Below are 26,988 nucleotides of genomic sequence, written 5' to 3'. Positions count from 1 at the left end.
GGTTAGTGGGCCTGCTCCCAGTTATCGCCGACGCCAATTCCTACATCCAACGGCACTTTCAGATTGGCCGCTTCCGCCATGTATTGTCTGATCATGGGCAGATAGGCATCCAACTTGTCTTCGCGGATTTCAAACACCAATTCATCGTGTACCTGCATCACCATGCGGATGGTGTCAGCATCACAGGATTTAATCCAATCGGCCAGTTTAATCATCGCTCGTTTGATAATATCCGCAGCCGTTCCCTGCATCGGTGCGTTGATCGCAGCACGTTCTGCTGCTTTCCGTAGCCCCATGTTTTTCGCTTTAATATCAGGCAAGTAGAGGCGACGACCAAACAGGGTTTCGACATAACCCGCACTTTCTGCCTGCTGGCGAGTACGTTCCATGTAGGTCAGCACGCCCGGGTAACGCTCGAAATAGCGATCCATATAACGCTGTGCTTCACCGCGAGGAATGCCTAACTGTTTGGCCAGACCAAAAGCACTCATGCCATAGATCAAACCGAAGTTGATCGCTTTCGCGTTGCGTCGTTGGTCACTGGTGACCGCCTCCGGTTCTACTCCCATGATCTCCGCTGCCGTAGCCCGGTGGATATCCTTGCCGTGAGCAAAGGCATCCAGTAAGCCAGCATCCTCTGACAGATGCGCCATGATCCGCAGCTCAATCTGAGAATAGTCAGCCGCCACGATCTTAAAGCCGTCAGCCGCCACAAAAGCCTGACGGATCCGACGGCCTTCTTCCGTCCGTACCGGTATATTCTGCAAGTTAGGATCCGTGGAAGACAAACGTCCGGTCGCGGTAACAGCCTGATGATAAGAGGTATGAACCCGTCCGGTAACCGGCGATATCATTAATGGCAATTTGTCGGTATAGGTCGATTTCAACTTGGAAAGACTGCGGTGTTCCAGAATCAATTTGGGCAACGGATAGTCGTATGCCAGTTCCTGCAACACCTCTTCCGCCGTTGAAGGTGCCCCTTTCGGTGTTTTCTTGATCACAGGTAACTGCAGTTTCTCAAACAAAACTTCGCCCAATTGTTTGGTCGAACTGAGGTTGAAGGCCCCACCCGCAAGAGTATGTGCTTCGGCCTCCAGTTCGGCTAAACGGATTTCAATTTGCTGACTCTGATTTTGCAGCAGGAATGGATCAATCAGTGTACCGGTTCTCTCCATATCGCACAGCACCAGTGCCAATGGCTGTTCCATCTCCAGCAGCAGTGATTTCAGTGCCGGTTCTTTTTTCACTTGTGGCCAGAGCACTTCATGCAGCCTTAAGGTGATATCGGCATCTTCCGCTGCATAGAATGCGGCTTTTTCCAGTTCGACCTGATTAAAAGTGAGTTGTTTGACCCCTTTCCCGGCCACATCCTCAAATGTCTGCGTGGTGTAGTTGAGATATTTCTTCGCCAGATCATCCATGTTGTGCCGTGAAGCGGTCGAATTCAGCACATAGGATTCCAGCATGGTATCGAATGCGATACCGCGCAGTTCAATACCGTGATTGCGTAACACATTCCGGTCAAATTTCAGGTGTTGTCCAACCTTCAAACAGGTCGGATCTTCCAACAGTGGTTTTAGCCGCAGTAATGTCGCTTCGCGATCCAACTGTTCCGGTGCGCCCAGATAATCATGGGCTAATGGTAAATAAGCCGCTTCACCGGGGGTAATGGCAAACGACAACCCTACAATTTTTGCCTGCATATAGTCGAGTGAATCAGTTTCACTATCAAAAGCAAAAAGTGCGGCTTGCTGTAATTTGTGTATCCAGTCCGTCAGTTGTTCTTCGATCAGAATAGTTTCATAGGCAGCGACAATAACGGGCGTTTCAGGCACATTCGTCGTCACGTCGACGGCACTTTCCAGTTCCTGAACCAGATTTTTGAACTCAAACTGACGGTATAACGCCAGCAAAGCCTCTTTCTGTAATTCACCGCGGCGCAGTTCTGTCAGGGATACGGGCAATTCGACATCGGTTTTGATGGTGGCCAGTTGTTGTGACAAACGCACCATCGCTTCCTGTTCTTTGAAGCGGGCCGCAAAGGTTTTGGCGCCGCGAAAGCTCAGCTCGGCAATACGTTCCGGATGGGCCGCAATGGTATCAATGCCCCCTACCCCTTGCAGCAAAGCCACTGCCGTTTTTTCACCGACCCCTGCCATGCCGGGGATATTATCTGAGCTGTCGCCCATCAGGGCCAGATAGTCAATGATCAGTTCCGGAGGCACACCAAATTTATCGATCACCCCCTGACGATCGGTGAGTTGATCTTTCATGGTATCCATCAGGGTGACATGTTCAGAAACCAACTGTGCCATGTCTTTATCGCCGGTACTGATCAGCGTATTGATCTGCGACTCGGTGGCTTGTCGCGCCAAGGTGCCAATCACATCGTCGGCCTCCACGCCATCAATCACCAATAACGGCAGCCCCATGGCCCGAATGATTTGGTGAATGGGCTCAATCTGGCTGCGTAAGTCATCCGGCATTGGCGGACGATGCGCCTTATATTCCGCATAAAGGTCATTGCGGAAACTTTTGCCCTTGGCATCAAACACGACCGCAACAATTGAATCTGGATATTGTTTCAGCAAACTGCGTAGCATGTTCGTGACGACGCGAATTGCGCCGGTCGGTTCACCCAGCGAGGTTCGTAAATCGGCCTGTTGCGAGGCAAAAAAAGCCCGGTAAAGGTAAGAAGAACCATCAACCAGAATCAAAGGAGGTGTCTGTGTCATTGTATTTCAATCGATGAAAGAGAATCGCGATAGCATGCCACAGCTGACCATTCAGCTCCATGTCCGAAATCTGTGGATAACTAAGACATATTGTGGATAAGTTTGTTGAAGAAATTGGTAGAAGCTGTTAAGCACTCTGTAAAACTCACCAAACCAATATTTATTAACTTAAATATCAATAAGTTACACAAAAACAAAACATGAATTAACAAGAAATATGATTTATGTCAATGTGGAAAAAATATGAGATTTTTTAAAAAAATTACCAATTTGATGCCAAAAACACTTGATCTTTGGCATCATTTGATTCAGATGGCCTGCCAGTCAGATTGATGCTGCCCCAGCAATTTCTTGGTCAGATAACGCAACAACACTCCGTAAGCCGGAACAAACAAGCCAATGCTGATGAATAGCTTCACCGCATAGTCAACGCACGCAATTTCAACCCAATGTGTAGCCATAAACAAATCAGGGCTGTGATAAAACGCGATGCCAAAAAAGGCAACGGTGTCCAACATATTGCCAATGATCGTAGAGGCCGTTGGAGCCACCCACCACTGGGGCAGTTGCCGTAATTTACTGAACACCGAAATATCCAGGATCTGCCCGAGTAAATAAGCCATAAAGCTGGCACAGGCGATTCTGGCTACGAACAGGTTTAACTGCATGACCGGAGCCAGACCCACAAAATGACCGGCATGGAACAACACCGACAGCAAATATGAGATCACCAGTGCGGGCAGCATGGCACAAAAAATAATGCGCCGGGCCAAGGCAGAACCAAAAATACGCACCGTGAGATCAGTGGCCAGAAATATAAACGGGAAACTAAAAGCTCCCCAGGTGGTATGCACACCAACAATTTCTATCGGCAATTGCACCAGATAATTACTGGAGGCAATGATCAAAATGTGGAACAGCGATAAACGCCACAACGCAAAGCGTGATTGGCTTTCAGTCAGCAACATGATTTTTTCCTTTTTGGATAACAAATGGGGTGAGGGAACCCATGAACGTTCGCGTTAAGCTCACTATTTTGCACACAAAATAGCGGTGGCGCATAGCGAGGCGCGGGATTATACCGATAAAGAAACCAGAAACAAGCCACACATCAAACTTCTCATAAAATATAAGCCTCGGACTTGCGAAACCAGTGGGTCAGGACCATGCTTAATTTAAGCGAGCAACAAGCTTTTCGGGCGTCAGGATTCCATTTCGCACCCGAAGGATGACGAAGTGAATCGTTCACAACGCACCGACTTGTTGACCGACTGGGTGGTTGTTATTCGTTCTGTCGCAAACGTTCTGGTGAGCAGGCTTTATGCCAGACCCGATCAGGCCACATGATGATGCCATGCACAGTCACAATAACAATCAGAAAGACAATCTGGGAGCGCTTTACAAAGTTGGCTGTCGGGAAAGACCGGATAGCATTGCAACGAGTAAGGACGGCTCTTCCTAAACTAAGGAGGCAGCACCCTGATACATCTTTTAAGAGTTATCCAGTGTTAATTATTAGCTAGTAAGTGTGAATGCGTTTTAGTTATTAGTTAGTTAGTTAGTTAGTTAGTTAGTTAGTTAGTTAGTTAGTTAGTTAGTTAGTTAGTTAGTTAGTTAGTTAGTTAGTTAGTTAGTTAGCAAAGTAAAACCGCTTTCTTGGGGCCCATCCACCGGGCCCCTTTTAATTTCTGCATTTTTTCATGCCAATGATTTCTTTACCTACCCCAATGATAAATCGCTTCTGAAGTCTGGTTAAAATTACGTTACACTGCTCATGTTATTGGCATAAGGAATCGTTGCACATGTCGGACAATACTCATTTCGGCTTTAAAACCGTCCCGGAAACTGAAAAAGAACAGCTGGTTGCAGATGTATTTCATTCTGTTGCGGAAAAATATGACCTGATGAATGACTTAATGTCATTCGGTATTCATCGTCTGTGGAAACGATTCACGATTGACTGTGCCAGCGTTCGCCCAGGCCAGAAAGTGCTGGACCTGGCCGGCGGTACCGGTGATCTGACTGCCAAATTCTCTCGACTGGTGGGTGAAACCGGCGAAGTCGTATTGGCCGATATCAATGATTCGATGCTGAAGGTCGGGCGTGAAAAACTGCGGAATCTGGGTCTGGTCAACAATATCCGCTATGTGCAGGCCAATGCCGAAAACTTACCGTTTCCGGATAACTATTTTGACTTGATCACCATCGGTTTTGGCTTACGGAATGTCACCCACAAGGAACTGGCGCTGGCTTCTATGTATCGGGCACTCAAACCGGGCGGACGCTTGCTGGTCTTGGAATTCTCCAAACCGACTAACGTCGTCATGTCAAAACTGTACGATTTTTATTCTTTCAAAGTGCTGCCCAAAATGGGTCAACTGGTTGCTAAAGACAGCGACAGTTATCAATATCTGGCAGAATCGATCCGCATGCATCCGGATCAGGAAACCTTGAAAACCATGATGGAAACAGTCGGTTTTGAACAGGTGACTTATCACAACCTGACTCAGGGTGTTGTTGCCCTGCACCGTGGCTTTAAATTCTGAAAAAGAGCATGAACGGGAAGCACATTATGACTCCGTCCCCCCTGAGCGTCACCTTAGCCGCTTTGCTGGAAACCGGGTTGAATCAGTTATTGTCTCTTGATCCGCAATCAAGGGAACGCAGTAAGGCTCTATTTGGCAAAATACTGAAACTCGAACTTCAAGGGATCCCTGCTCTGTGGCTCTGTTTTTCAGCGCAACGGGTCGATGTGCTGACGCATTTTGAGCATCCGGCACATGCCAGCATCAGTCTCAAATGGCAGGGATTACAAGTCTTGCGCCAGCCAGAAAATCTGAGCCGCTATATCCGCGAAGAACGCCTCGACATGCAAGGCGATCCCGCCTTGTTTCATGCCTTCAGCCATTTATTCAATGCATTAGATATCGACTGGGAAGAACATTTATCGGCCTATACCGGTGATGTCTTGGCCCATTGGTTCTGCCGCGGTGTCCGTCAGGTCAAACAAGCGGTATGCAATCAGGGACAGCTGACCCGGCAGGATCTCCGGGAAGCCATCACCGAGGAATGGCAACTGGCCCCCGGTGCCTTACAGGTTGCAGCCTTCTGCGATGACGTCACGGAGCTGGCGCAGGAGAGCGAGCAGCTATTACAACGCGCCGCGCGGTTATTGCAGCGGAGCCAGGCATGATCTTACGTGAATGGCGACGTCTTTATAAAATTGGACGGGTTTTACTGCAACATGGGCTGGATGAATTAATTCCACGCCAGTGGCAACCCTGGCCCGTACGTTTATGTCGGAAAAGTTTGTTCTGGCTTCGTAATCGTTATCCGACACAATCACGTGGTGCCCGATTACGCCATGCCTTTGAAAATTTAGGCCCCGTATTTATCAAATTTGGCCAGATGCTGTCGACGCGTCGGGATTTACTGCCTCCTGATTTGGCGGAAGAATTAGCACTGTTGCAAGACCGTGTGCCACCATTTGACGGGCAGTTGGCCCGTCAGCAAATCGAACAGGCACTGGGTCAGCCCATCGAGGCGCTGTTTACCGATTTTGACCTGCAACCGCTGGCCTCGGCATCAGTGGCGCAGGTGCATACGGCCCGGCTCAAATCCAATCAGGCGGATGTTGTCATCAAGGTGATCCGCCCGGATATCAAACATGTCATTGGCGATGACATCCGCCTGATGCGGTTAGTTGCCCGGATGATTGCGTTCCTGATGCCGAATAACCGGTTACGCCCGGTGGAGGTCGTTGAGGAATATCGCCGGACCTTGCTGGATGAACTCAATCTGATGAGTGAAGCCGCCAACACCATTCAGCTACGCCGCAATTTTGAAAACTCACCGCATCTGTACGTCCCGTTTGTCTACTCCGACTATTGCCGGGAAAATGTACTGGTCATGGAGCGCATATATGGGATCCCGGTCTCTGACCGTGACGCACTGGAAGCCAACGGCACGGATTTAAAACTGCTGGCCGAACGCGGGGTCGAGGTATTTTTCACTCAGGTGTTCCGTGACAGCTTTTTCCATGCCGACATGCATCCGGGCAATGTGTTTGTCTCTTATGAACATCCGCATGATCCGCAGTGGATCGGCATTGACTGCGGCATTGTCGGCACGTTGAACCGGCAGGATAAACGCTATCTGGCCGAGAATTTTCTGGCCTTTTTCAATCGCGATTATCGCAAGGTGGCCGAGTTGCACGTGCAATCCGGCTGGGTGCCGCCCGATACCAAAGTAGAAGAGTTTGAGTCAGCGTTGCGCACAGTTCTTGAGCCTATCTTTGCCAAACCGCTTGCCGAAATCTCATTTGGCCATGTGCTCCTGAATCTGTTTAATACTGCCCGCCGCTTCAATATGCATGTGCAGCCACAACTGGTTTTGCTGCAAAAAACCTTGTTGTATATCGAAGGATTGGGACGGCATCTCTATCCGCAACTGGATCTGTGGCAGACCGCCAAGCCGTTCCTCGAACACTGGATGCGACAGCAGATCGGGCCACAGGCCGCCTGGCGGGCGATAAAAGAAAAAGGCCCGTTCTGGGTGGAAAAACTGCCCGAAATGCCGGATCTGATTTTTGATACCCTGACTCAGGTGCAACACCAGCACCACATGGTGAAGGGGTTGTATCAGCAATACCATCAGCAACACCGCCGCCATGCACAGGCGCGTTATTTATTAGGTACGGGGGCCACCTTGATGCTGGGCAGCATTCTGCTGCTGTCAGCGCATGAACAATTAGCCACCGTAGGATTAACGATCAGTGTTCTTTGCTGGATAAACGGCTGGTGGAAAATTTCCCGCCGTTAACTGGACAGTTACAGGAGCGTTTCATGCCACAATTTGTTTCCTCCCCATTCCCGCTGCGCCGTCTGCGCCGGGTGCGTAAACATGAATTCAGCCGCCGTTTGGTACGGGAAAACCAACTGAGCGTCGACGACTTGATCTATCCGATGTTCGTTCTGGAAGGTGAGAATCGCCGGGAAACCATCAGTAGTATGCCGGGGATTGAGCGTTTATCTCTCGATCTGCTGCTCAAGGAAGCGGAAGAACTGGTTGCGCTGAACATCCCGGCTATTGCGCTGTTTCCGGTTATTCCTGCAGAACAAAAGAGTCTGCTCGCAGAAGAAGCCTATAACGAAGACGGGCTGGTCCCGCGTGTCGTCCGGGTATTAAAAGCGCATTTCCCGGAACTGGGGATCATTACCGACGTCGCGCTGGATCCCTACACAACACATGGTCAGGATGGTGTCATTGATGATCAGGGCTATGTTCTGAATGACATCACCAGCGATATTCTGGTTCGTCAGGCGTTGTGTCATGCCAAGGCCGGGGCGGATGTGGTGGCGCCCTCCGATATGATGGATGGCCGTATCGCTGCTATCCGGCACGAACTGGAACGGCAGAATCTGGTGAATACCCAAATCATGGCCTATTCGGCCAAATACGCGTCTAATTACTATGGCCCCTTCCGGGATGCGGTCGGCTCGGCTGCCAATCTGGGTAAGAGCAACAAAAATACCTATCAGATGGATCCGGCCAACAGCGATGAAGCCTTGCATGAAGTAGGGCTGGATATACAGGAAGGTGCCGATATGGTCATGGTGAAGCCGGGCATGCCTTATCTTGATATCGTGCAACGGGTGAAATCGCAATATGGCGTCCCCACTTTTGCCTATCAGGTCAGTGGCGAATATGCGATGCACATGGCAGCCATTCAGAATGGCTGGTTGAAAGAACAGGAATGCATCATGGAATCACTGCTCTGTTTCAAACGCGCGGGGGCTGACGGCATTCTGACCTATTTTGCAAAACGGGCTGCTGGCTGGTTACAAAATAAATAGCCCAACAAAAAGCCCCTGACGGGGCTTTTTGCTTATTTCTTGGAAGAATCTGTTGCGGCGGGTGCTGATGCCGGTGTTGATGTCACCGACTTGATCTGTAACTGTTGGCGATTACGAATGTTCTGCATCATCTTTTGTTGTGCTTCCATGCGTGCCGCTTTTAACTCATCCTTAGTGATAAATTTGTCGCCATCTTTATCAAATGATGAGAACTGCATGCTGTCGATACGCTGCTTGATTTGCGCTATCAGACGTTCTTCCTGCAGCTTTTTGTAAACTTCAAATTCTTGCGGATCCAATTTACCATCGTGATTCTTATCGGCCTGATTAAAAAGGGTATCCGCTTTCACCGGAGCCGGTTTGGCCTGCGGAGCTTCAGCAGCATAAACAGGTACACACAGTATTGTTGCCAGTAGCGTAGCGCCCATCACTTTCATGTATATCTCTCCGATTATTCGAGCACAGACAAATTAACGGAGAAACCGTGTAAATTTATGTCTGATTTAATGATAATTGCGACAAAATGTTACAACACTAATGAAAAAAGAAGCCAGCGTTGCTGGCTTTTTCATCAAAAAAATCAGGGCCGGATCTCGATTGGTGTTCCAGGTGCCACGGATTGCCACAGCTCATCCATGTCGGCATTGATTAATGCGATACAACCATTGGTCCAGTTAGAGTTTTGCAAGGTTTCATTGCTCATGATAGAGCCCTTGCGCTGACCATGCAGCAAAACCTGACCACCTGGGTCAACGCCCAGCTTTCTCGCCCGCTGCATATCTGCCACACTCGGATAGGAAATGTGAAAGGCTTTGTAGTAATTCGAATCCGTTTTTTTATAGTCTAATAAATACCGGCCTTCCGGCGTTTTCATATCGCCTTCCCGAACTTTGGTTCCTTTCGGATTCGGCCCCAGTGCAATCCAATAGCGCTTCAGCGCTACGCCTTTCGAGTATAAAGTAAGGCTATACTGTGATTTTTTTACGACAACCAAATCCGCTTTCGGCATTATGCCGGTAGCGTGAACCGAGAATCCAAGCAATAAACCGGAAATCAAAACAGCAAATTTCATGCTTCTGTGACCCTATCAACCCATCTGCAATAATCAAACACATCCAGATACGATCATAACTCTTCACGGTATCAACTCAATCCATGTAGATGATTTAGGTCAATATCGCGTATAAATTCATTCATCTGGCAAGCGCCACATCATACACGGCAAAACGCAGAAGAGAAAAAGGAAGGCGGTTTAATTGTGATTTTTGCAGATCCACGCCTCCAATTACGGAGACGTGGAACCTGATTTTATTTCACGGTGAGCAGTTTGCAGGTGTTTGTGCCACCTTCCACATCGATTTGATCGCCATATGTCATCAGCACCAGATCGCCGGATTCGAAATAGCCCCGGCGTTTCAGAGCATCAATGGCATCCAGACAATTGAGGATCACGGGTTGTGTTTCATCGGCATCAAAAAAGACCGGTGTGACACCACGATACAGCGAACACCAGTTCAGGGTTTGCTGGTGGCGGGACAACGCAAAAATTGGCAGCCCGGAGCTTAAACGTGACATCAGCAGTGGCGTGGTGCCTGATTCGGTCATCGCAACGATCCCTTTAACCCCCTGCATGTGGTTAGCCGCATACATGGTGCTCATGGCGACGGTTTCTTCGATCGAGTTGAAGGTATAGGTCATGCGGTGATTGGACACGTTGACGCTCGGGTGTTTTTCCGCACCCAGACAGACGCTGGCCATCGCAGTCACGGTTTCAATCGGGAAGTCACCCGCTGCTGTTTCAGCAGATAGCATCACCGCATCGGTACCATCCAGTACGGCGTTCGCTACGTCCATGACTTCCGCACGGGTTGGCATCGGTGCTTTGATCATCGATTCCATCATTTGGGTGGCAGTAATGACAACGCGGTTCAGCTTACGTGCGGTGCGGATCAGTTTTTTCTGTACGCCCATCAGCTCAGAGTCACCGATTTCGACACCCAGATCGCCACGCGCCACCATCACGACATCCGAAGCCAGAATGATGTCTTCCATGGCCTCATCGGTGGCTACCGTTTCAGCGCGTTCCACCTTGGCGACGATTTTGGCGTTGCAACCGGCTTCGCGCGCCAGTTCACGGGCGTAATTCAGATCAGCGCCGTTACGCGGGAAGGAAACGGCCAGATAATCAACCTGCATCAGCGCAGCAGTTTTGATATCGGCTTTGTCTTTGTCGGTCAGTGCCGGAGCAGACAGGCCACCGCCTTTCTTGTTGATGCCCTTGTTGTTTGACAACGGGCCACCGACGGTCACAGTGGTGAAAATTTTACTGCCCGCAACACTGTCGACTTTCAACTGCACACGACCGTCGTCGAGCAGCAGAATGTCGCCCGCGACCACATCTTCCGGCAGTTTTTTATAATCGATCCCGACTTGTTCCTGCGTGCCTTCGCCTTTGCCCAATTCGGCGTCTAACAGGAATTTATCACCGACTTTCAGTTGGATCTTGTTGTCTTTAAAGGTAGAGACACGAATTTTGGGGCCCTGCAAATCACCGAGGATGGCCACGGATTTGCCAAGACGGGCGGCCAGTTCGCGGATTTCTTTGGCGCGGGCAATATGATCTTCGGCGGTGCCATGGGAAAAGTTCATACGTACCATGTTGGCACCGGCCTGGAGGATCCCTTCCAGCACGCCTTCACGATCTGTGGCCGGACCTAGGGTGGTTACAATCTTGGTTCTTCTCAGCATTTTAAATCCATATAAATACAGTAAATTATGTTCACCAAGTTCAAGAAGACGCAACCAAACCGCCTGACGCTCAGACAGGCGGTATATTCATGAGACTGGTTAACTGTTGACGTGAGTCAAAAAGCTATAGCGGGTCTGATGATGGTAGATTTGTCCGGGCAGCAGCCATGGGTCGCCTAACTCGGGCCGGTTCGGGCTGTCCGGCAGCTGCTGCGCTTCCAGCGCTATCCCTTCATAGTCATGATAGGGTTCATTCTCACAGCTGGGTTCTCCCGCCAGATAATTGCCGGTGTAAATCTGCAGCCCCGGTTGATTGGTCCGCACTTCCATCACCAGTTGCCCATCTGCCGAAGTCAGCCGGGCCGCCACCGGGTCAGCCTCGCTGATATCCGGCAGATAACAGTGATCCAGCCCCTTGGCACAAATCAGTTGTGGATGAGCCAGCCACTGTTGAGTTAATTGCCGTTCACTACGAAAATCCAGCGCCCCCTCCACCGGCTGTGCGGCCGACAGCGGAATACCCGCCGCATCAATCGGCAGATAATGGCTGGCGTTCACCTGCAGACGGTGATGTCGAATATCACTGCGTTTGCCATCGAGATTGAAGTACGCGTGACTGGTCAGATTCACTGGACAAGGCTGGTTTACAGTCGCCTGGATATCAATCACAAGCTCACGCTGCTCCAGCGCATAGGTCAGTGTCACGTCACAATCACCCGGAAAACCCTGGTCGCCGTCCACCGAATGCAGCTGCAGCGTGACCCGGTCGGCCTGCTGGTCTACAACCTGCAACTCGCGACGGTCAAACCCCTCCACCCCGCCATGCAGGCAGTTTGTTCCCTGATTGGCCGTCAGTGGATAGGTCGTCCCCTGACGCGTCAACTGGGCATCGGCGATCCGGTTGGCGAAACGCCCGACCATCGCATTGAGATAGCAGTGCTGGCGGGCATAATCCTCCGGCCGACAACCCAGCAGGACGTTACGCTGACCGTTTCCCACCGGCACCTGCAATGACAACAGGGCCGCCCCCGTGGTCATCAGTTCCAGCGTCATCCCTTGCGGATTATGTAACCTGATGTGTTGCATCTTCGCCTCCTGTGGCGTTAGCAGATCCCAGCGCCGGCCCGCGCTTTGCACACATAGCAAGTCGGTTTCAGCCCGGTTTTCGCCGGATATTCTTCCGCCACCGCCGCAATGACCGCGTCTACCTGTGCCGGACGCAGCAGCGCCACCACACAACCACCAAAACCACCGCCGGTCATACGGGCACCGCCCTCGCGACCAATTGCCTGCTGTAAAATCTCAACCAGCGTATCAATGGCCGGCACGGTGATGGCAAAATCATCGCGCATCGACTGGTGCGATTCAGCCATCAGCACGCCCATCTTCTCCAAATCGCCCACTGCCAGCGCATCCGCCGCCGCCAGCGTCCGCGCATTTTCGGTAATGACATGCCGGGCCCGTTGATACACCACCGGTTCCAGCTTGCCCTGCTCCGCCGCACTTTGCAGTTGCGCCAGATTCACATCCCGCAGGGCTTTCACCCCAAAATGCCGGGCCGCCGCTTCGCATTGTTCCCGCCGGGTGTTGTATTCACTGTCAACCAGTCCGCGTTTCACATTCGAGTGCACAATCAGCACCGCCAGATCTTCCGGCATTTTCACCAGCCGGGTTTCCAGGGAACGGCAATCCAGCAGCAGCGCGTGGTCTTTCTCACCACTGGCGGAGATCATCTGATCCATGATGCCGCAGTTACAGCCGACAAATTTGTTCTCGGCTTCCTGACCGTTCAGGGCAATCGCCGCCGGGGTTAAACCCAGCTGATACGCCTGATTGAACGCTTCGCCAATGGCGACTTCGAGAGACGCCGATGAGCTTAATCCCGCGCCTTGTGGCACGTTACCGGAGACCACTAAGTTCAGCCCCTTCAGCGCCAGCCCTTTCTCCAGCAGGTACTTCACCACACCGCGGATGTAGTTGCTCCACAGCTGGTCGGCGTGCGCCGTGATGGGCTGGGTCAGCGAAAACTCATCGCGCTGATTGGCGTAATCGGCCGCCACCACGACGACCTGGTCATCATCGCGGCGCTGTACGGCCACCACGGTCTCGTAATCGATGGCACACGGCAGCACAAAGCCGTCGTTGTAGTCGGTGTGTTCCCCAATCAGATTCACCCGCCCTGGTGCCCGGACAAACAAATCGGGCTCACCACCAAAGCTGCGTTGAAAGACAGCCAGTACTTTCTCTTTTAATGACATCGCGCGTTCCTCAAGCCTGTTCTTTGTAATGAATATCGCTCACGGCACGCAGACGCTCTGCGGCCTGTTCCGGGGTCAGATCACGCTGGGTTTCCGCCAGCATTTCATACCCCACCATGAATTTACGGACCGTCGCTGAACGCAGCAGCGGCGGATAGAAATGGGCATGCAACTGCCAGTGACGGGCATCGTCCGCAGTGTGCGGCGCGCCATGCCAGCCCATCGAATACGGGAACGAACACTGGAACAGGTTGTCGTAACGGCTGGTCAGTTGCTTCAGCGCCAGTGCCAGATCCTGCTTTTGGGCCTCGCTCAGTTCGGTCAGACGGGTGACGTGGGCCTTGGGCAGTAACAGGGTTTCAAACGGCCAGGCCGCCCAGTACGGCACCACGGCGATCCAGTGCTCGGTTTCCACCACGGTCCGCTCACCGGACTGCGACTCCTGCTGCGCATATTGCAGCAGCATCGGCGTACCTTTTTCCGCCAGCCACTGCTGCTGGGTCTGCGCTTCACGGGCCAGTTCATTCGGCAGGAAGCTGTTGGCCCAGATCTGGCCATGTGGATGCGGATTGGAGCAGCCCATCGCCGCGCCCTTGTTCTCGAATACCTGAACCCACGGGTAGGTTTGCGACAGTTCGGCCACCTGTTCACACCAGGTATCAATCACCCGGCGGATCGCCGCAACCGGCAGCTCCGGCAGGGTCTTGCTATGATCCGGGGAGAAACAGATCACCCGGCTGGTGCCGCGGGCCGATTCACACTGGAACAGCGGGTCGGCTGACGGCGGCGAAGCCGGGGTATCGGTCATCAGCGCCGCAAAATCGTTGGTGAAGACAAAGGTGCCCTGATAATCCGGGTTCTGCTCGCCGTTGACGCGGGTATTGCCGGCACACAGGAAGCATTCCGGATCATGCGCCGGACGATCGTCCGGGGCGGCTTTCTCAACCTGTCCCTGCCACGGCCGTTTAGCACGGTGTGGCGAAACCAGCACCCACTGGCCGGTCAGCGGATTAAAACGACGATGGGGATGATCAATCGGATCAAACATGGGCTTCTTCCTCGTAACCATTCGGGTTTGCCTGCTGCCAGCACCAGCTATCGCGGGTCATGTCATCCAGGGTGCGGGTCGCTTTCCAACCCAGTTCGCGTTGTGCCTTGCTTGGGTCAGCCCAGCATTCGGCAACATCGCCCGGGCGTCGTGCCACGATTTTGTAATTGATTTCCAGACCGCTGGCGCGGGCAAAAGCATGCACCATCTCGAGCACGCTCACGCCCTGTCCGGTGCCAAGATTGTAGATGTGCAATCCGGCCTGTTCGCCACAGACCTGCCAGGCTTTGACATGCCCTTCGGCCAAATCCATGACATGGATGTAATCGCGCACACAGGTGCCATCTTTCGTCGGGTAGTCATTGCCGAAGATATTCAGGCAATCGCGGCGGCCAATCGCCACCTGCGTGATATACGGCATCAGGTTATTCGGGATCCCCTGCGGATCTTCACCCATCTGGCCGGAGGCATGTGCCCCGATCGGGTTGAAATAGCGCAGCAGCGTGATACTCCAGCGTGGATCGACCTGCTGCATATCTTCCAGCATCTGCTCGATCATCAGCTTGGTACGGCCATACGGGCTTAAGCTGGCGCGCGGTGAATCTTCACGCAGCGGCACGGTCTTCGGGTCGCCATAGACGGTGGCCGACGAGCTGAAGATGAAGCGGAAACAACCGGCACGGCGCATGGCACCGAGCAGAGTCAGCGTACCGGCGATATTGTTCTCGAAATACTCGAACGGTTTTTGGGTGGATTCACCGACCGCTTTCAGGGCAGCGAAATGGATAACGCCCGCGATGGGCTGTTCCTGAAAGATACGATCCAACAGGGCCGCATCGCGGATATCACCCTGATAAAACAGCGGGCGCTGGCCGGAGACGGCTTCGATCCGGTTCAAGACAGCCAACTTGCTGTTGGAGAGGTTATCGAGGATCACCGGTTCGATCCCTGCCGCAATCAGGGCCAGGCAGGTATGACTGCCGATATACCCTGTTCCGCCGGTCACTAGAATCTTCATGCAACATTCCTTCATGACAATCAAAATTTCTGGTTACGGTAATTGTTAGCCAGAATAGCGAAATCTATACCGGCAGACCGTGATCTAACGCACAACAGTGTAATCGCTTACACTAAATTATTAAACGGAAATTTGGCTTTCAATCTTACTTTTTGTTTTAAAAGCACAGAAAATGAGACTTATTAGAGTCTGTAAATGCTGATATATGAGGTTTTTTTGATCTAAGAGGTAATTATTATTACCATTGAACGAAATTGAGGAACATCACGCCAGTGTAATAATTTCACAATAAATCACAACAACATCAAATTGTGTGTAATGATTGTTACAATGGCTTTTTGCCAACTCCCTCAGTATTTCGGAAAACAAAAAGCCCGCACAGATGGCGGGCTTGGTTAAGAAGCGCTGGCTAGTCAGGCGTTACGATAATCCAGATTGGCAACCGAGTGCCGTCGAACCAGGGTCGGTGTCAGCATGTTGGTGACATCCGGTAAGGTTTCACCATTAGCCAACGCCAGTGCCAGTTGTGCCGCCTGCGTCGCCATTGCCACGACCGGATAGCGAATGGTGGTCAATTTCGGATGCAGGTATCGGGCGATCAACACATCGTCAAAACCGATCAGCGAGATATCTTTGGGTACTGAAATCCCATTGTCATTTAAGACCGACAACGCACCGGCAGCCATGGAGTCGTTATAACAGACCACACCGGTCAGGTTATGGGTACGACCGAGCAGATCGGTCATCGCGGCTTCGCCACCGGTTTCATCCGGTTCGCCACGAGAGATCAGGCGTTCATCCACCGGAATGGAGTGATCCTGCAGCGCATCGATATAGCCTTGCAGCCGATCATGCGAATCAGAGATGTCGTGATTGGAACATAAAAAACCAATTCGGGTGTGCCCTTCATGGATCAAGTGACGTGTGGCCAGCCAAGAACCATATCGGTCATCTAACGAGATGCAGCGCGTTTCATAACCTTTCAATACCCGGTTGACCAACACCATGCCAGGGACATGGCTCATAAACAGCTTGAGTTCATCGTCAGAAAGCATTTTGGCATGAACAATCAAACCCGCGCAGCGATGTCTGATTAACTGCTCGATCATCTGCTTTTCTTTCTGGGCATCATGATAACCATTGCCCACCAGCAGGAAATTGCCGGCCGCTTGCGCCACCTGCTCTGCGGCTTTTACCATCGCACCAAAAAAAGGATCCGACACATCTGCGACGACGATGCCGAGTGTCTGGGCGTTTTGATGGGCAAGTGCTCTGGCATTTGCGTTCGGATGATATTGAAGTTCCGCCATAGCTTTAAATACAGCGTCACGTGATTCCTGACTCGCCTTCGGTGAGTTGTTAATGACTCTTGATACTGTTGCTACTGAAACTCCAGATAACAGAGCTACATCTTTTATTGTGGCCATCTTATTTAAGCTATCCCGTAAACCTTACGTATACGACATCGATCATTCAACGCAAATGCATTCCTCTTTGCATAAAAACAAAGAGACTCAATGACACCAAAATACATAGCTATTTCCATAGCATACGAAAGTTAAAGCAATATGAATCATGCAAATAAAATCCAGCTATGAGATACATTGATATGTATGTGGTCATGATAGCATGCTTCTATATATTTGAAAGACCAAATGAGTAAACGTTTACACAATAAAAGCGATCTACCTTAAAATCTTGATTAATAATGACCAAAATCAAATGATTAAGCCGAAAGTGAATCCCTCCGAATTCATTTTTTGCATTCTGATACAAGATTCACGATTAACAAACACCTCATTGTCTCGATAATATCTGGTGTCTTTCTTGGGTTATTTGAAAGCCCCTAAACAACGTCCGTTCAAATATCATCGATATTAAAAAGCTGATAATTTACATAGGAATACGGCAGATTATTGATGCTACAGCTTGTGGCATTTGCCGATGCAGGATTGGGCATCAAAAAGCGGGAAATAAGCAAGACTCTGATTGAGCAGTAAAAGAAGGAGTGAATCAATCTCAAAAAGCCCATATAGATTAATCGATTCACCAGTAATTATTTTATTGGTTCGACACTACAACCACATACCGAAAGGAGAAATAAGCAAACATTAGTAATAAATGCTATAAAAAGGCATTTCTGTGAAACAGAATTATTCCTGCCACAAACCGAACCAGTTTTCCAAATCTTTTCTCAGATTATCAGAACGGGTGCCGAATATTGCCTGTACCTCATGGCCGACCGTCACGACGCCAATTGCCCCAGCCTGCTGTAATTTATCAATATTCACTAATGCCAGATTATTGACCTCAACACGCAGGCGTGTCAGGCAGGCATCAAAACTAAATATATTTTCTTTACCACCAAACGCGGAAATTAAGGCTAAAACATCAGAATCAAATGTGACAATTTCATTTTCTTCTGATTTACGACCTAAAGCCTGCGTAAACAAACGTTTAAAATCCTTCATATTTACCATGCATTTATCCTTAAATAGATTTCACCGATCTGAAACAGCCTGCCACGGCAGGCTGTTTACCATCATGGGTTATAGGGCGTTATTCAGAATTCGGATGCCGAATGGTGGCAGTGCCACTAATCCGGAAATCGTTTTCTCGGTGACCATATCCTGATAGGTTGCAGGCAGCGTCACAAAGCATTCATTCTGGGTGTAGTTTTGCAGGAAAATAAACTCCTGCTCACCATCCGTACGCCGTTGTGCGGTGACACCCAACGGCAATGTGGTTGGCAGTGCCTGTTTCAGCTGCAGTGTTTTACTTAACTGCCCGAAGAAATCACGCTGGAACGCAAGATCATTCCGCGAAGCAATGTAATACGCTTTACCCTGCCCGTAATCATTCACCGTCACGGCTGGACGACCAGCATAGAAATCGGAACCATACGCAGCCAGTGCTCGAGCCCCTTCCAGCTGGATCAGGTCACACAAATGCGTCACGGTGTAAGGACCGGATAAGCCCAGTTCGTTGCCGCTCAGACCGTTGATGCTATTGGTTTCATGGTCATACAGACTATCGATCTCTTCCGCCCACACGCCTAGGATCGGACGTAACGGCCCGGGGAAACCACCGAGATGACACAGGTCACTGTCGTTGACGATGCCAGACCAGTAGGTCGTGACAAAATTGCCTCCTGCTTTCACAAAGGCAGCGACACGCTCGGCAAAACCATCGCGCACCATATACAGCATCGGTGCGATCACCAGTTTGTACTGGCTCAGATCGCAGTCGGCGTTGATCACATCAACGGCAATCCCCTGTTCCCAGAACGAACGGTAATGTTCGGTCACGGTTTTCTCATAGAACAGACCGGCATTGCGAGGCCCTTGTGCGTTGTCCATCGCCCAGCGACTTTCCCAGTCAAAAATGATCGCCACTTCGGCGTCTACCCGGGAACCGACGACCGACGACAACGAAGCCAGGATCTCACCCAGCGCCTGCACTTCCTGACCGACACGGGTGTTGATATGGCCGACATGATCCACCACCGCACCGTGGAATTTCTCGACCGAACCCCGGCTCTTGCGCCATTGGAAATATTGCACGGAATCGGAACCATGGGCGATTGCCTGAAGTGAAGACAGGATATGCATGCCCGGTTTTTTCAGTTTACTGATCGGCTGCCAGTTGGTCAGACTGGGGGTTGATTCCATTAAAAAGAACGGTTTGCCACCCTTCAGAGTACGCATCAGATCGTGATACATCCCGGTGTACGCTGCCAGCGTGCAGTCATCGCTGTCGTTATGCCAAAGTGGATAACTGTCCCAGGAGATAAAGTCGATGACCTTGGAAAGCTGCCAATAATCATAGTCATAGAAATACTCCATGAAATTGGTGGTGGTTGGCAACTCCGGGTTTTCCGCCTTCAGCGGTTTGATCTCTTCGGCACAGAAATCGGTCACCTGTGCGGTGTTAAAGCGTTTCCAGTCTAAATTCAAACCGTGGATCGATGTTTCACCAATTGATGACGGTGATTCAATTTGTGCCCAATCGGTATAGGTATGGCTCCAGAAATCGCTCCACCAGGCATGGTTCAGCGCGTCCAGCGATCCATAACGCGCCTTCAGCCAGTCGCGGAATTGATTCTGGCAGAGATCACAATGGCATTCGCCACTGTATTCGTTGGAAATGTGCCAGCCTACGACCGCCGGATGATGAGCATAGCGCTTCGCTAGGGCGGTATTCATCTGACGGACTTTTTCGCGATAGACCGGCGAGGTCAGGCAGTGGTTATGACGACCACCGTGCAGCGCCCGTACTTTTTCTTTGCTGACGCGCAACACTTGCGGAAAACGCTGAGATAACCATGCAGGGCGTGCCCCGCTGGGGGTGGCCAGAAACACATAAATGCCGTTGGCATACAGGCGATCTAACACCTGATCCAGCCAGCCGAACTCATAACGCCCCTCTTCCGGCTCCAGTTTGACCCAACTGAAAATGCCGACCGACATGATGTTACAGCGGGTCTGCTTCATCATTTCGATGTCTTTTTCTAATATTTCCGGACAATCCAGCCACTGATCCGGGTTGTAATCGGCACCGTGCAGCAATGCCGGGATCTTGTGGCTCAGAGGAGGAAACTTCTGCATCTCATTGCTCCCAGAAAAACAAAATGGTGGCTGGCCGGCCTCTCTCCTGCCGGCGCAGCGCTTTTAATTAGTTGAAGACCTTGATGGAAGGCAGCACATGACCCTGGCAGTCGAACAACGCCTGATTTTCACGCGCGTTGCCTTCTTTCCAGTCATCGTTGTTGTATTTCATGCCCGCTTTCGTCGCCCAGGTGGCACCCGGTGTTGGCAACCAACCCGGTTCCCAATAGAAAATGCCTTTCCCATGCTGATCAGGGACTGAGGCAATGCTCTGGATCAGATCGTGTAAGAAGTTGGCCTGCCCCTGTACGGTTGCCGGATAACCCGCGTCGTCTGCTTCTTTTTGTCCAAAGTTGTTTTCGGCATTGTCACAGTTGTCGGTGGTGTAACCGTAAGCCGCTTCAACGACGATCACATCTTTGTTGTAGCGTTTGCTGATGTCGTCCATGTTGTATTTCAGGGCACTGATCGGGCCGTTCCAGTAGGTGTAGAACGACAGGCCGATGACATCGAACGGCACTTTGCGTTTGCTGATTTCATCAAACCACCAGACGAAGGTGTCGTTCTTGGTGCCTTCGGCCAGATGCAGCATGATCTTCACATGATCTTTGTCCGTCAGGTTCTCTTTCACCCCGGCGATCCCGGCGTTCAGCAAGCCAGCCAGACGGTCAAACTCACCGCCGCCCTGCCCCCAGCTTTTCCCTTCCGGCCATAACATGCCGCTGTTGATCTCGTTACCCACCTGAACCATGTCTGGCAACACACCGGCTTTCTTGAATTCGGCGATGCTGGTTTTGGTGAAATCATGCACGGCCACTTTCAACTGGTCGTAATTCATCTTGGCCCAGGCTTTGGGCTTGTTCTGGCGACCCGGATCGGTCCAGAAATCGCTGTAATGGAAATCCAGCAGGAACTTGAAGCCCAATGCCTTGGCACGTTTGGCCATCGCGATCGTGCTTTGCAGATCGTTATTGCCACCGCCGTAACCTTTGCCGTCCGCATCTTTCGGATCATTCCACAAGCGCAGGCGAATATAGTTAAAGCCGTTTTCCTTCAGGATCAGCAAGGCATCTTTCTGTTTGCCGTCCTGGTCGTAATATTTGCCACCATGCTTTTCCACTTCATTCAGCATGGACATGTCGGCACCCTTGATAAAACCCGCGGGTAAATGCTGAACATGTTGGATCTGAACGCTGTCGGCTGCTTGAGCCTGATGTACCACGGGCAGCAGGCCGGTCATCAGCATGGCCGCCAGTACTAAACTTTTTTTCAGTTTCATTTTGTCATCCTGTGTTATCGCTTAACCCTTGGTGCCGCCCGCAGTCAGGCCGGAAACAAAGTATTTCTGCAAAGAGAGATAAAGAATGGCGACAGGCACGGCGATCAGCACAGCCCCAGCCGCATACGTGGTATAGCTGGCGCCCATCTTCTGAGAGACCAGGTTGTAAAGGCCGATCGGCAGCGTGAATTTGTCCGGTGTACGCAGGATGGTACTGGCCAGAATGAAATCCCCCAGTGGGCCGGTGAACGAGAACAGCGCGACCACGGCAATGATCGGTTTCGATAACGGCATGATGATCTCGATGAAGATGCGGAAACTGCCGGCACCGTCCATACGGGCTGATTCGTCCAGATCTTTCGGGATCGCATCCAGATAACCTTTCATCAGATAGGTATTCATCGGGATCATGCCGCCTACATAGACCAGAACCAGCGCCAAGTGGCTATTGATCAGGCCCAGCATCTGCGCCAGTACAAAGATCGCAATCAGTGCGGAAAACTGCGGGATCATCTGCAACAGCAGGAACAGCATCAACCCGTTCTGTCGGCCGCGGAAACGGAAGCGAGAGAAGGAATAAGCGGTGAAACTGACACTGATCAGCGTCAGCACCATGGTCATGAAACTGATTTTCATCGAGTTCCAGTACCAGGTCGCATAGTTGATATCCCCGTTGAACAGCTCGTAATAGTGCAGGAACGAGAAGTTGTCCGGAATGATCGACGTGTTCAGCAGACTGCTGCCCGGGTTCAGTGATGCCCCCACCGTCCAGACCAGTGGATAGATGATGATCACGGAGACGGCCAGGATCAGCAGATACGAGAGGCTGAGTCGAATGAAATTACTCTTTTTAACGCTGTGTTTTGCACTCATAGACTGCCTCGCTTATGCCATATCATCTTGTTTGAAGGAGTTAGTCGCACGGAATTGCCACAGGGCGATACCCACAACAAAGATCGACAGCAGAATGGTGATACTGGCAGCAATCGCATATTGGGATGACGACATGGTCAGCTTATAAATCCACGACACCAGAATGTCTGTACCACCGGCATTCGACCCCATCACCGCCGGGCCACCGTTGTTGAACAGATAAATGATGTTGAAGTTATTAAAGTTGAAGGTGTATTGCGTGATGATGATCGGTGCAATGGAGTAGAGCACCAGCGGCAGCGTGATCGTGGTCAGCTTGTGCCAGGCACTGGCGCCATCAATGGTGGCGGCTTCATACAGATCATCCGGGATCGCCTGCAACACACCGGTCGTCATCGCGAACACGAATGGGAAACCCAGCCAGGTCTGCATCATGATCAGGGCGGTCTTCGTCCAGAACGGATCGGTCATCCACGCTTTGGGGGTAATCCCCAGTGCCGCCAGAATACCGTTGTTGATGACCCCGAAGGTTTCGTTGAACATCCCGGCAAACACCAGAATTGTTACGAAGCCCGGCACCGCCCACGGCAGGATCAGAATGGTACGGATGACAGGTTTAAAGCGCAGATCTTTCTGGTTCACTAGGATCGCCAGCAGCACACCCACCGCACACTGCAGCGTGGTCGCAATCAATGTCCAGATCACGGTCCATTGCAGCACGTCAAAGAAGGTCGAACGCCACAAATCCAGATGGAAAATATTGAAGAAATTTCTCAGCCCCACCCAATCGACCAGTTTAGCCGGTGGCGTGTGGTAGAGATCGTAGTTGGTAAACGCAATTGAGAAACCGAAAATGATCGGGAAGACCACCACAAACACCAGCAGAATAAAGCCGGGGGTGATCATCATGTAAGGGAAGCCTTCACTCAGCAGGAGTTGATACTGCTTTTTCACACTGGTCAGGGCGAAACCATCGTCCCGTTTTTGTCCGCACAGGTAAGCATCGCGGATGCTCCAGTAATAGACGCCAACCCCGAAGGTGGCCACGATCAGACTGATGATCCCTTTAGCAAGCAGGAAAACCGAGTTATCTCTGGGTAATTCCGTACCGAGTGTAAATAACCCCCAGAAGCCTGTTTGCAGGAAGTCATGAGATACGCCAATAAAGCAGGCAAGAATAACGAAGAAGATGGCCCCTTTAACAATTTGCTTGTTATAGAACTGACCAAATCCTGGAATGAGCGACAACAGCGCCGCTACTTTAGCATGGTTGGTTTTCGCATCGGCCTGCGATGCACAACTGGAATCAGCAACCACAATTAACCTCCTATCCATAAAGAACATGGGTAACAAAACCACCTGCTACCCATGTTTTAGCCACGACTACTGGTAACAACGATGCATTACTGATTGGCGTGGTTAGCTTCGATCTGCATGTTTATATTTTTGACTGCACCTTCCAGTGCCGCTTTCACATCCTGCTTGCCGGTTACGCTCAACTGCAGCGCACTGTTAGCTGGAGACCAGACTTCCTGCATTTCAGGTACGCTTGGCATTGGTACGGCATAAGAGGCCTGGATTGCCACAGCACGAGATTTCTCATCGTTTTTGATCAACGGATCATCGATCAGAGCTTTCACAGGCGGGATTTCACCGGTTTTCTCAAAGCGAACTTTGGCGTATTCCGGCTGGTTGATGAATTCGATGAATTTCTGCGCCAGATCTTTCTCTTTGGAGTAAGAAGACACGCTATAGCCTTTCACGCCGAGGAAAGAACGCATGTGTTCCCCATTCGGCAGCAATGGCAATGGTGCGACGCCATAATTCACGCCGGCATCTTTGTAAGGCTGGAAGGCCCAGGGGCCGGTGATCACCGCAGCAGCTTTTTTCTCGGTAAACAGTGAATCGATGGCATTCGCCCCGGTGTCACCCACGATCCCGGCTGGGAACAGGCCATCGGCGTAGAATTTCTTGATGTATTTAACCGCATCGATCGCGCCCTGGTTTGCTAACCCCACATCTTTTACATTGAGGGAACCATTGCTGTTCTGGCCGAAGATGTAACCCCCCATGCCAGCCACAACCCCGTAGGCGTAATAAATTTCATCAAATTTGGCCAGCAGACCGTATTTATTCGCGGCACGCTGTGTTTTGGAGAAGTTGTAGAGCTCGTCCAGTGTTTCCGGCGCTTTCGGCATCAGCTCCTTGTTATAAACCATCACGATGGTTTCTACCGCTTTCGGGATCCCGTATAACTTGCCGTTATAGGTTTGAGCATCGACCGCAGGCTTAGTGAATGAACTCATGTAGTTTTTATCAACCTTGAGTTCGGAAATCAGACCTTGTACAACCGCGGTGCCAACCTGATCATGCGGTAACACGATGACATCCGGGCCAATGCCTGCTGGGCCATCCAGACGCAGTTTTTCAATCTGCTGTGCATAAGGAGTTTCCAGCACTTTGACTTTGACATTATATTTGGCTTCAAACGCCTTGATGGCATCGGTGATCCCGTTGGATTTCTTAATATCTTCCCACACCAATAAGTTGCCATCGGCCGCCATTGCTGCTTTACAGAACACACCGGCAACACCCAGTGATAACATGACAACTGCTGATAATGTTTTAATTTTCATCGTTGCTCCTTGATTCCTTTAATTCGCAAACCATGTTGTGGTTGTGATTTCGTGATTGTATTTATGCACAATCAGTCACTCGTTACACAAATATCACTATGTAATTAGCCGATAGTGCTCTTTAAACAACATTCTGACCTCTGTTCTATCAACTTGATATCGCGTGACATCAACAACAACGAAAACAGACTACAGAGCATAACAAACTGATTGATATATGATTTATTCAAAAAACAATCAGAGCGACCGCAGTGTAAAACTCTTACAACCCTAAAACTGTCGGTAGTGCTTCACTTCTGAAACTTCAGGGTAACGATTACACTATACGCACTAAAGTTACGGGTTGAATGGCTTATTCGCCAGTAATTCATGCAAAGCCTGTGATCTTATGCACAAAAGTCACAGCAGTTAGTGCAAGCGCTTACACTGCACTGCTATATTCCATCTCAAGCAGAAAAATTGCGCAAACATTCTTGCATCTTGTCATAGCTTACAACCCCGAATGGGTTTCAAATGAATGATCCAGATGGGTATTCATGGTATGAGCTGCAATACATTAATTTAATTATCAAGGAGTTATTAAATGGCGAGTATCAGACTCAATAATGTGATCAAGCGTTTCGGCAAAACTGAAACCCTGCGGAATGTAAACCTGAACATCGAAGATGGTGAATTTGCGGTATTCGTCGGCCCTTCTGGTTGTGGTAAATCCACCCTGCTGCGCATGATTGCAGGATTAGAAGAGATCTCCGACGGTGAAGTTTCCATTGGTAACACCGTGGTAAATGATGTGGCGCCGGCACATCGCGGGGTTGCCATGGTGTTTCAGTCTTATGCGCTGTACCCACACATGACGGTTGCGGAAAACATCGGCTACGGACTTAAAGTCAACGGCGTATCAAAAGAAGACCGGGCGCATCAGGTCAATATCGTCGCCAAGACCTTGCAACTCTCGCATCTCCTTGATCGTAAACCAAAACAACTCTCCGGTGGTCAACGGCAGCGTGTGGCAATTGGCCGTGCCATTGTGCGCAATCCCAAGGTGTTCTTATTTGATGAACCGCTGTCGAATCTCGACGCCGAATTGCGCGTAGAAATGCGCTTACACATCGCCAAACTGCATCAGGAACTGAAAACCACCATGATCTATGTGACACACGATCAGGTGGAAGCCATGACACTGGCAGACAAAATCGTGGTCATGAATTACGGCAAGGTTGAGCAGGTGGGTTCACCGATGGAACTCTACTACAAGCCAGTCAATCTCTTTGTCGCAGGCTTTATCGGTTCTCCAAAGATGAACTTTTTACCCGCCAAGGTGATTTCATGGAGCCCGGCACAGCTCAGCGTGCTCATTGCTGACCAAAAACAATTGGTACTGCCCATCTGTACACAAAAACTGGAGCCCGGCAGCAGTGTAACGCTGGGTTTGCGTCCTGAACACATCACGCCACAGGGCAATTCGCACGCCTTAGTTTTCAACTGCGAAGTGGTCGAACGTCTGGGCAACAGCACATATCTGTTTGGACAAAGTTGTGGCATCGACAACTTCAAGATGCTGCTGCCGGGTGATAACGACTTCAAACCGTATCAGCAGATTGAAGTGTTCTTCTCGCCTGAAAATTGCTTGGTTTTTAATGACGACGGGATCCGTATCAGTAAATAACCGCTTGTTTTTGACATCCGTTTTTCTTCATCTTTCCACGTTTCACCCCTTTTGCCTCGCTTTGCGGGGCCTTCTTTTTTCTGCGTTTTATGAAATCACGACAGAATGAGAGATAGATCGCAAGCTATCGATTCCGTGCTAATTAGTTACACAAATATGATGTAAGTTACACAAAACAGTGAATGACAACTCACTAACCCTTCAGACGACGTCATATTGCAGTAACGGTGTATCACACACCACACGTCATATGTAATCGGTATCA

The 26,988-nt window shown here is 50.6% G+C and carries 21 protein-coding genes; 5 read left to right on the top strand and 16 right to left on the bottom strand.

The annotated features are described in order from the left end of the window. Positions 1 to 2: 2 nt before the first annotated feature. Both polA and H027_RS0109940 read right to left on the bottom strand, forming a co-directional pair. Complete coding sequence (gene polA, locus H027_RS0109945; RefSeq protein ID WP_024872305.1) at positions 3 to 2,735, bottom strand: DNA polymerase I; 2,733 nt, start codon at positions 2,733 to 2,735, stop codon at positions 3 to 5. Positions 2,736 to 3,043: 308 nt separating this feature from the next. After that, positions 3,044 to 3,703, bottom strand: a complete 660-nt coding sequence (locus tag H027_RS0109940) for a 7-cyano-7-deazaguanine/7-aminomethyl-7-deazaguanine transporter (protein WP_024872304.1) — start codon at positions 3,701 to 3,703, stop codon at positions 3,044 to 3,046. Positions 3,704 to 4,537: 834 nt separating this feature from the next. On the opposite strand from H027_RS0109940, the gene ubiE reads away from it, so the two are divergent. Genes ubiE through hemB form a run of 4 tightly spaced genes read left to right on the top strand, consistent with a single transcriptional unit; the run spans position 4,538 to position 8,590 of the window. Continuing rightward, positions 4,538 to 5,281: a bifunctional demethylmenaquinone methyltransferase/2-methoxy-6-polyprenyl-1,4-benzoquinol methylase UbiE gene (gene ubiE / locus H027_RS0109935; RefSeq protein WP_024872303.1), complete on the top strand. Its 744-nt coding sequence runs from the start codon at positions 4,538 to 4,540 to the stop codon at positions 5,279 to 5,281. Positions 5,282 to 5,307: 26 nt separating this feature from the next. Continuing rightward, positions 5,308 to 5,928, top strand: coding sequence for a ubiquinone biosynthesis accessory factor UbiJ (locus H027_RS0109930; protein ID WP_024872302.1), 621 nt, complete (start codon positions 5,308 to 5,310; stop codon positions 5,926 to 5,928). Further along, positions 5,925 to 7,556: a ubiquinone biosynthesis regulatory protein kinase UbiB gene (gene ubiB, locus H027_RS0109925; RefSeq protein ID WP_024872301.1), complete on the top strand. Its 1,632-nt coding sequence runs from the start codon at positions 5,925 to 5,927 to the stop codon at positions 7,554 to 7,556. Before H027_RS0109930 ends, ubiB begins: the two co-directional genes overlap by 4 nt. 23 nt (positions 7,557 to 7,579) lie before the next feature. Then, positions 7,580 to 8,590 carry a porphobilinogen synthase gene (hemB, locus tag H027_RS0109920; RefSeq protein ID WP_024872300.1) on the top strand — a complete coding sequence of 337 codons (1,011 nt, stop codon included), beginning with the start codon at positions 7,580 to 7,582 and terminating at the stop codon, positions 8,588 to 8,590. Between the two features lie 32 nt (positions 8,591 to 8,622). Here the strand turns inward: hemB and H027_RS18360 are convergent, their stop codons facing one another. From H027_RS18360 to H027_RS0109850, 14 genes are all read right to left on the bottom strand, one after another. After that, on the bottom strand, positions 8,623 to 9,027 hold the full coding sequence (locus H027_RS18360; protein ID WP_024872299.1) for an EF-hand domain-containing protein: 405 nt from the start codon (positions 9,025 to 9,027) through the stop codon (positions 8,623 to 8,625). Positions 9,028 to 9,170: 143 nt separating this feature from the next. Continuing rightward, the gene (locus H027_RS0109910; protein WP_038149681.1) at positions 9,171 to 9,599 is read right to left on the bottom strand and encodes a L,D-transpeptidase family protein; all 429 of its coding nucleotides are present in this window, start codon (positions 9,597 to 9,599) and stop codon (positions 9,171 to 9,173) included. Between the two features lie 299 nt (positions 9,600 to 9,898). Further along, positions 9,899 to 11,338: a pyruvate kinase gene (gene pyk, locus H027_RS0109905; protein WP_024872297.1), complete on the bottom strand. Its 1,440-nt coding sequence runs from the start codon at positions 11,336 to 11,338 to the stop codon at positions 9,899 to 9,901. Positions 11,339 to 11,437: 99 nt separating this feature from the next. After that, positions 11,438 to 12,448: a galactose-1-epimerase gene (locus H027_RS0109900; protein WP_272912563.1), complete on the bottom strand. Its 1,011-nt coding sequence runs from the start codon at positions 12,446 to 12,448 to the stop codon at positions 11,438 to 11,440. After that, the gene (gene galK / locus H027_RS0109895) at positions 12,442 to 13,596 is read right to left on the bottom strand and encodes a galactokinase (protein ID WP_024872295.1); all 1,155 of its coding nucleotides are present in this window, start codon (positions 13,594 to 13,596) and stop codon (positions 12,442 to 12,444) included. The genes H027_RS0109900 and galK overlap by 7 nt, the downstream gene beginning before the upstream one ends. 10 nt (positions 13,597 to 13,606) lie before the next feature. Continuing rightward, positions 13,607 to 14,644, bottom strand: coding sequence for a galactose-1-phosphate uridylyltransferase (galT, locus tag H027_RS0109890; RefSeq protein ID WP_024872294.1), 1,038 nt, complete (start codon positions 14,642 to 14,644; stop codon positions 13,607 to 13,609). Beyond that, positions 14,637 to 15,662 (bottom strand): UDP-glucose 4-epimerase GalE, encoded by a 1,026-nt coding sequence (galE, locus tag H027_RS0109885; protein ID WP_024872293.1) that lies wholly within the window; start codon positions 15,660 to 15,662, stop codon positions 14,637 to 14,639. Before galE ends, galT begins: the two co-directional genes overlap by 8 nt. A 413-nt stretch (positions 15,663 to 16,075) precedes the next feature. Beyond that, entirely contained in the window at positions 16,076 to 17,089 is a 1,014-nt protein-coding gene (galR, locus tag H027_RS0109880) for an HTH-type transcriptional regulator GalR (RefSeq protein ID WP_024872292.1), read from the bottom strand. A gap of 726 nt (positions 17,090 to 17,815) precedes the next feature. Continuing rightward, the gene (locus H027_RS0109875) at positions 17,816 to 18,142 is read right to left on the bottom strand and encodes a glucose PTS transporter subunit EIIB (RefSeq protein WP_024872291.1); all 327 of its coding nucleotides are present in this window, start codon (positions 18,140 to 18,142) and stop codon (positions 17,816 to 17,818) included. Between the two features lie 69 nt (positions 18,143 to 18,211). Further along, on the bottom strand, positions 18,212 to 20,269 hold the full coding sequence (locus tag H027_RS0109870) for a beta-galactosidase (protein WP_024872290.1): 2,058 nt from the start codon (positions 20,267 to 20,269) through the stop codon (positions 18,212 to 18,214). A 67-nt stretch (positions 20,270 to 20,336) separates the two neighbouring features. Further along, complete coding sequence (locus H027_RS0109865; RefSeq protein ID WP_024872289.1) at positions 20,337 to 21,548, bottom strand: glycoside hydrolase family 53 protein; 1,212 nt, start codon at positions 21,546 to 21,548, stop codon at positions 20,337 to 20,339. 21 nt (positions 21,549 to 21,569) lie between these two features. Continuing rightward, entirely contained in the window at positions 21,570 to 22,421 is an 852-nt protein-coding gene (locus H027_RS0109860; RefSeq protein ID WP_024872288.1) for a sugar ABC transporter permease, read from the bottom strand. A 12-nt stretch (positions 22,422 to 22,433) separates the two neighbouring features. Then, entirely contained in the window at positions 22,434 to 23,738 is a 1,305-nt protein-coding gene (locus H027_RS0109855) for a carbohydrate ABC transporter permease (protein ID WP_024872287.1), read from the bottom strand. Positions 23,739 to 23,824: 86 nt separating this feature from the next. Next, positions 23,825 to 25,057, bottom strand: a complete 1,233-nt coding sequence (locus tag H027_RS0109850; protein WP_024872286.1) for an extracellular solute-binding protein — start codon at positions 25,055 to 25,057, stop codon at positions 23,825 to 23,827. A gap of 583 nt (positions 25,058 to 25,640) precedes the next feature. Between H027_RS0109850 and H027_RS0109845 the strand changes: the two genes are divergently transcribed. Next, a complete protein-coding gene (locus H027_RS0109845) occupies positions 25,641 to 26,723 on the top strand; it encodes an ABC transporter ATP-binding protein (protein ID WP_024872285.1) in 1,083 nt (360 codons plus the stop codon). The last annotated feature ends 265 nt before the right edge of the window (positions 26,724 to 26,988 follow it).

The sequence above is a fragment of the Tolumonas lignilytica genome (genome assembly GCF_000527035.1).
GTDB classification, from domain to species: domain Bacteria; phylum Pseudomonadota; class Gammaproteobacteria; order Enterobacterales; family Aeromonadaceae; genus Tolumonas; species Tolumonas lignilytica.
This window is presented reverse-complemented; position numbering and strand designations above follow the sequence as displayed.

Bases quoted from the DNA above. Each gene is read 5' to 3' on its own strand.
- polA (WP_024872305.1), bottom strand. From the start codon at position 2,735: ATGACACAGACACCTCCTTTGATTCTGGTTGATGGTTCTTCTTACCTT.
- H027_RS0109940 (WP_024872304.1), bottom strand. From the start codon at position 3,703: ATGTTGCTGACTGAAAGCCAATCACGCTTTGCGTTGTGGCGTTTATCG.
- ubiE (WP_024872303.1), top strand. From the start codon at position 4,538: ATGTCGGACAATACTCATTTCGGCTTTAAAACCGTCCCGGAAACTGAA.
- H027_RS0109930 (WP_024872302.1), top strand. From the start codon at position 5,308: ATGACTCCGTCCCCCCTGAGCGTCACCTTAGCCGCTTTGCTGGAAACC.
- ubiB (WP_024872301.1), top strand. From the start codon at position 5,925: ATGATCTTACGTGAATGGCGACGTCTTTATAAAATTGGACGGGTTTTA.
- hemB (WP_024872300.1), top strand. From the start codon at position 7,580: ATGCCACAATTTGTTTCCTCCCCATTCCCGCTGCGCCGTCTGCGCCGG.
- H027_RS18360 (WP_024872299.1), bottom strand. From the start codon at position 9,027: ATGAAAGTGATGGGCGCTACGCTACTGGCAACAATACTGTGTGTACCT.
- H027_RS0109910 (WP_038149681.1), bottom strand. From the start codon at position 9,599: ATGCCGAAAGCGGATTTGGTTGTCGTAAAAAAATCACAGTATAGCCTT.
- pyk (WP_024872297.1), bottom strand. From the start codon at position 11,338: ATGCTGAGAAGAACCAAGATTGTAACCACCCTAGGTCCGGCCACAGAT.
- galK (WP_024872295.1), bottom strand. From the start codon at position 13,596: ATGTCATTAAAAGAGAAAGTACTGGCTGTCTTTCAACGCAGCTTTGGT.
- galT (WP_024872294.1), bottom strand. From the start codon at position 14,644: ATGTTTGATCCGATTGATCATCCCCATCGTCGTTTTAATCCGCTGACC.
- galE (WP_024872293.1), bottom strand. From the start codon at position 15,662: ATGAAGATTCTAGTGACCGGCGGAACAGGGTATATCGGCAGTCATACC.
- galR (WP_024872292.1), bottom strand. From the start codon at position 17,089: ATGGCCACAATAAAAGATGTAGCTCTGTTATCTGGAGTTTCAGTAGCA.
- H027_RS0109875 (WP_024872291.1), bottom strand. From the start codon at position 18,142: ATGGTAAATATGAAGGATTTTAAACGTTTGTTTACGCAGGCTTTAGGT.
- H027_RS0109870 (WP_024872290.1), bottom strand. From the start codon at position 20,269: ATGCAGAAGTTTCCTCCTCTGAGCCACAAGATCCCGGCATTGCTGCAC.
- H027_RS0109865 (WP_024872289.1), bottom strand. From the start codon at position 21,548: ATGAAACTGAAAAAAAGTTTAGTACTGGCGGCCATGCTGATGACCGGC.
- H027_RS0109860 (WP_024872288.1), bottom strand. From the start codon at position 22,421: ATGAGTGCAAAACACAGCGTTAAAAAGAGTAATTTCATTCGACTCAGC.
- H027_RS0109850 (WP_024872286.1), bottom strand. From the start codon at position 25,057: ATGAAAATTAAAACATTATCAGCAGTTGTCATGTTATCACTGGGTGTT.
- H027_RS0109845 (WP_024872285.1), top strand. From the start codon at position 25,641: ATGGCGAGTATCAGACTCAATAATGTGATCAAGCGTTTCGGCAAAACT.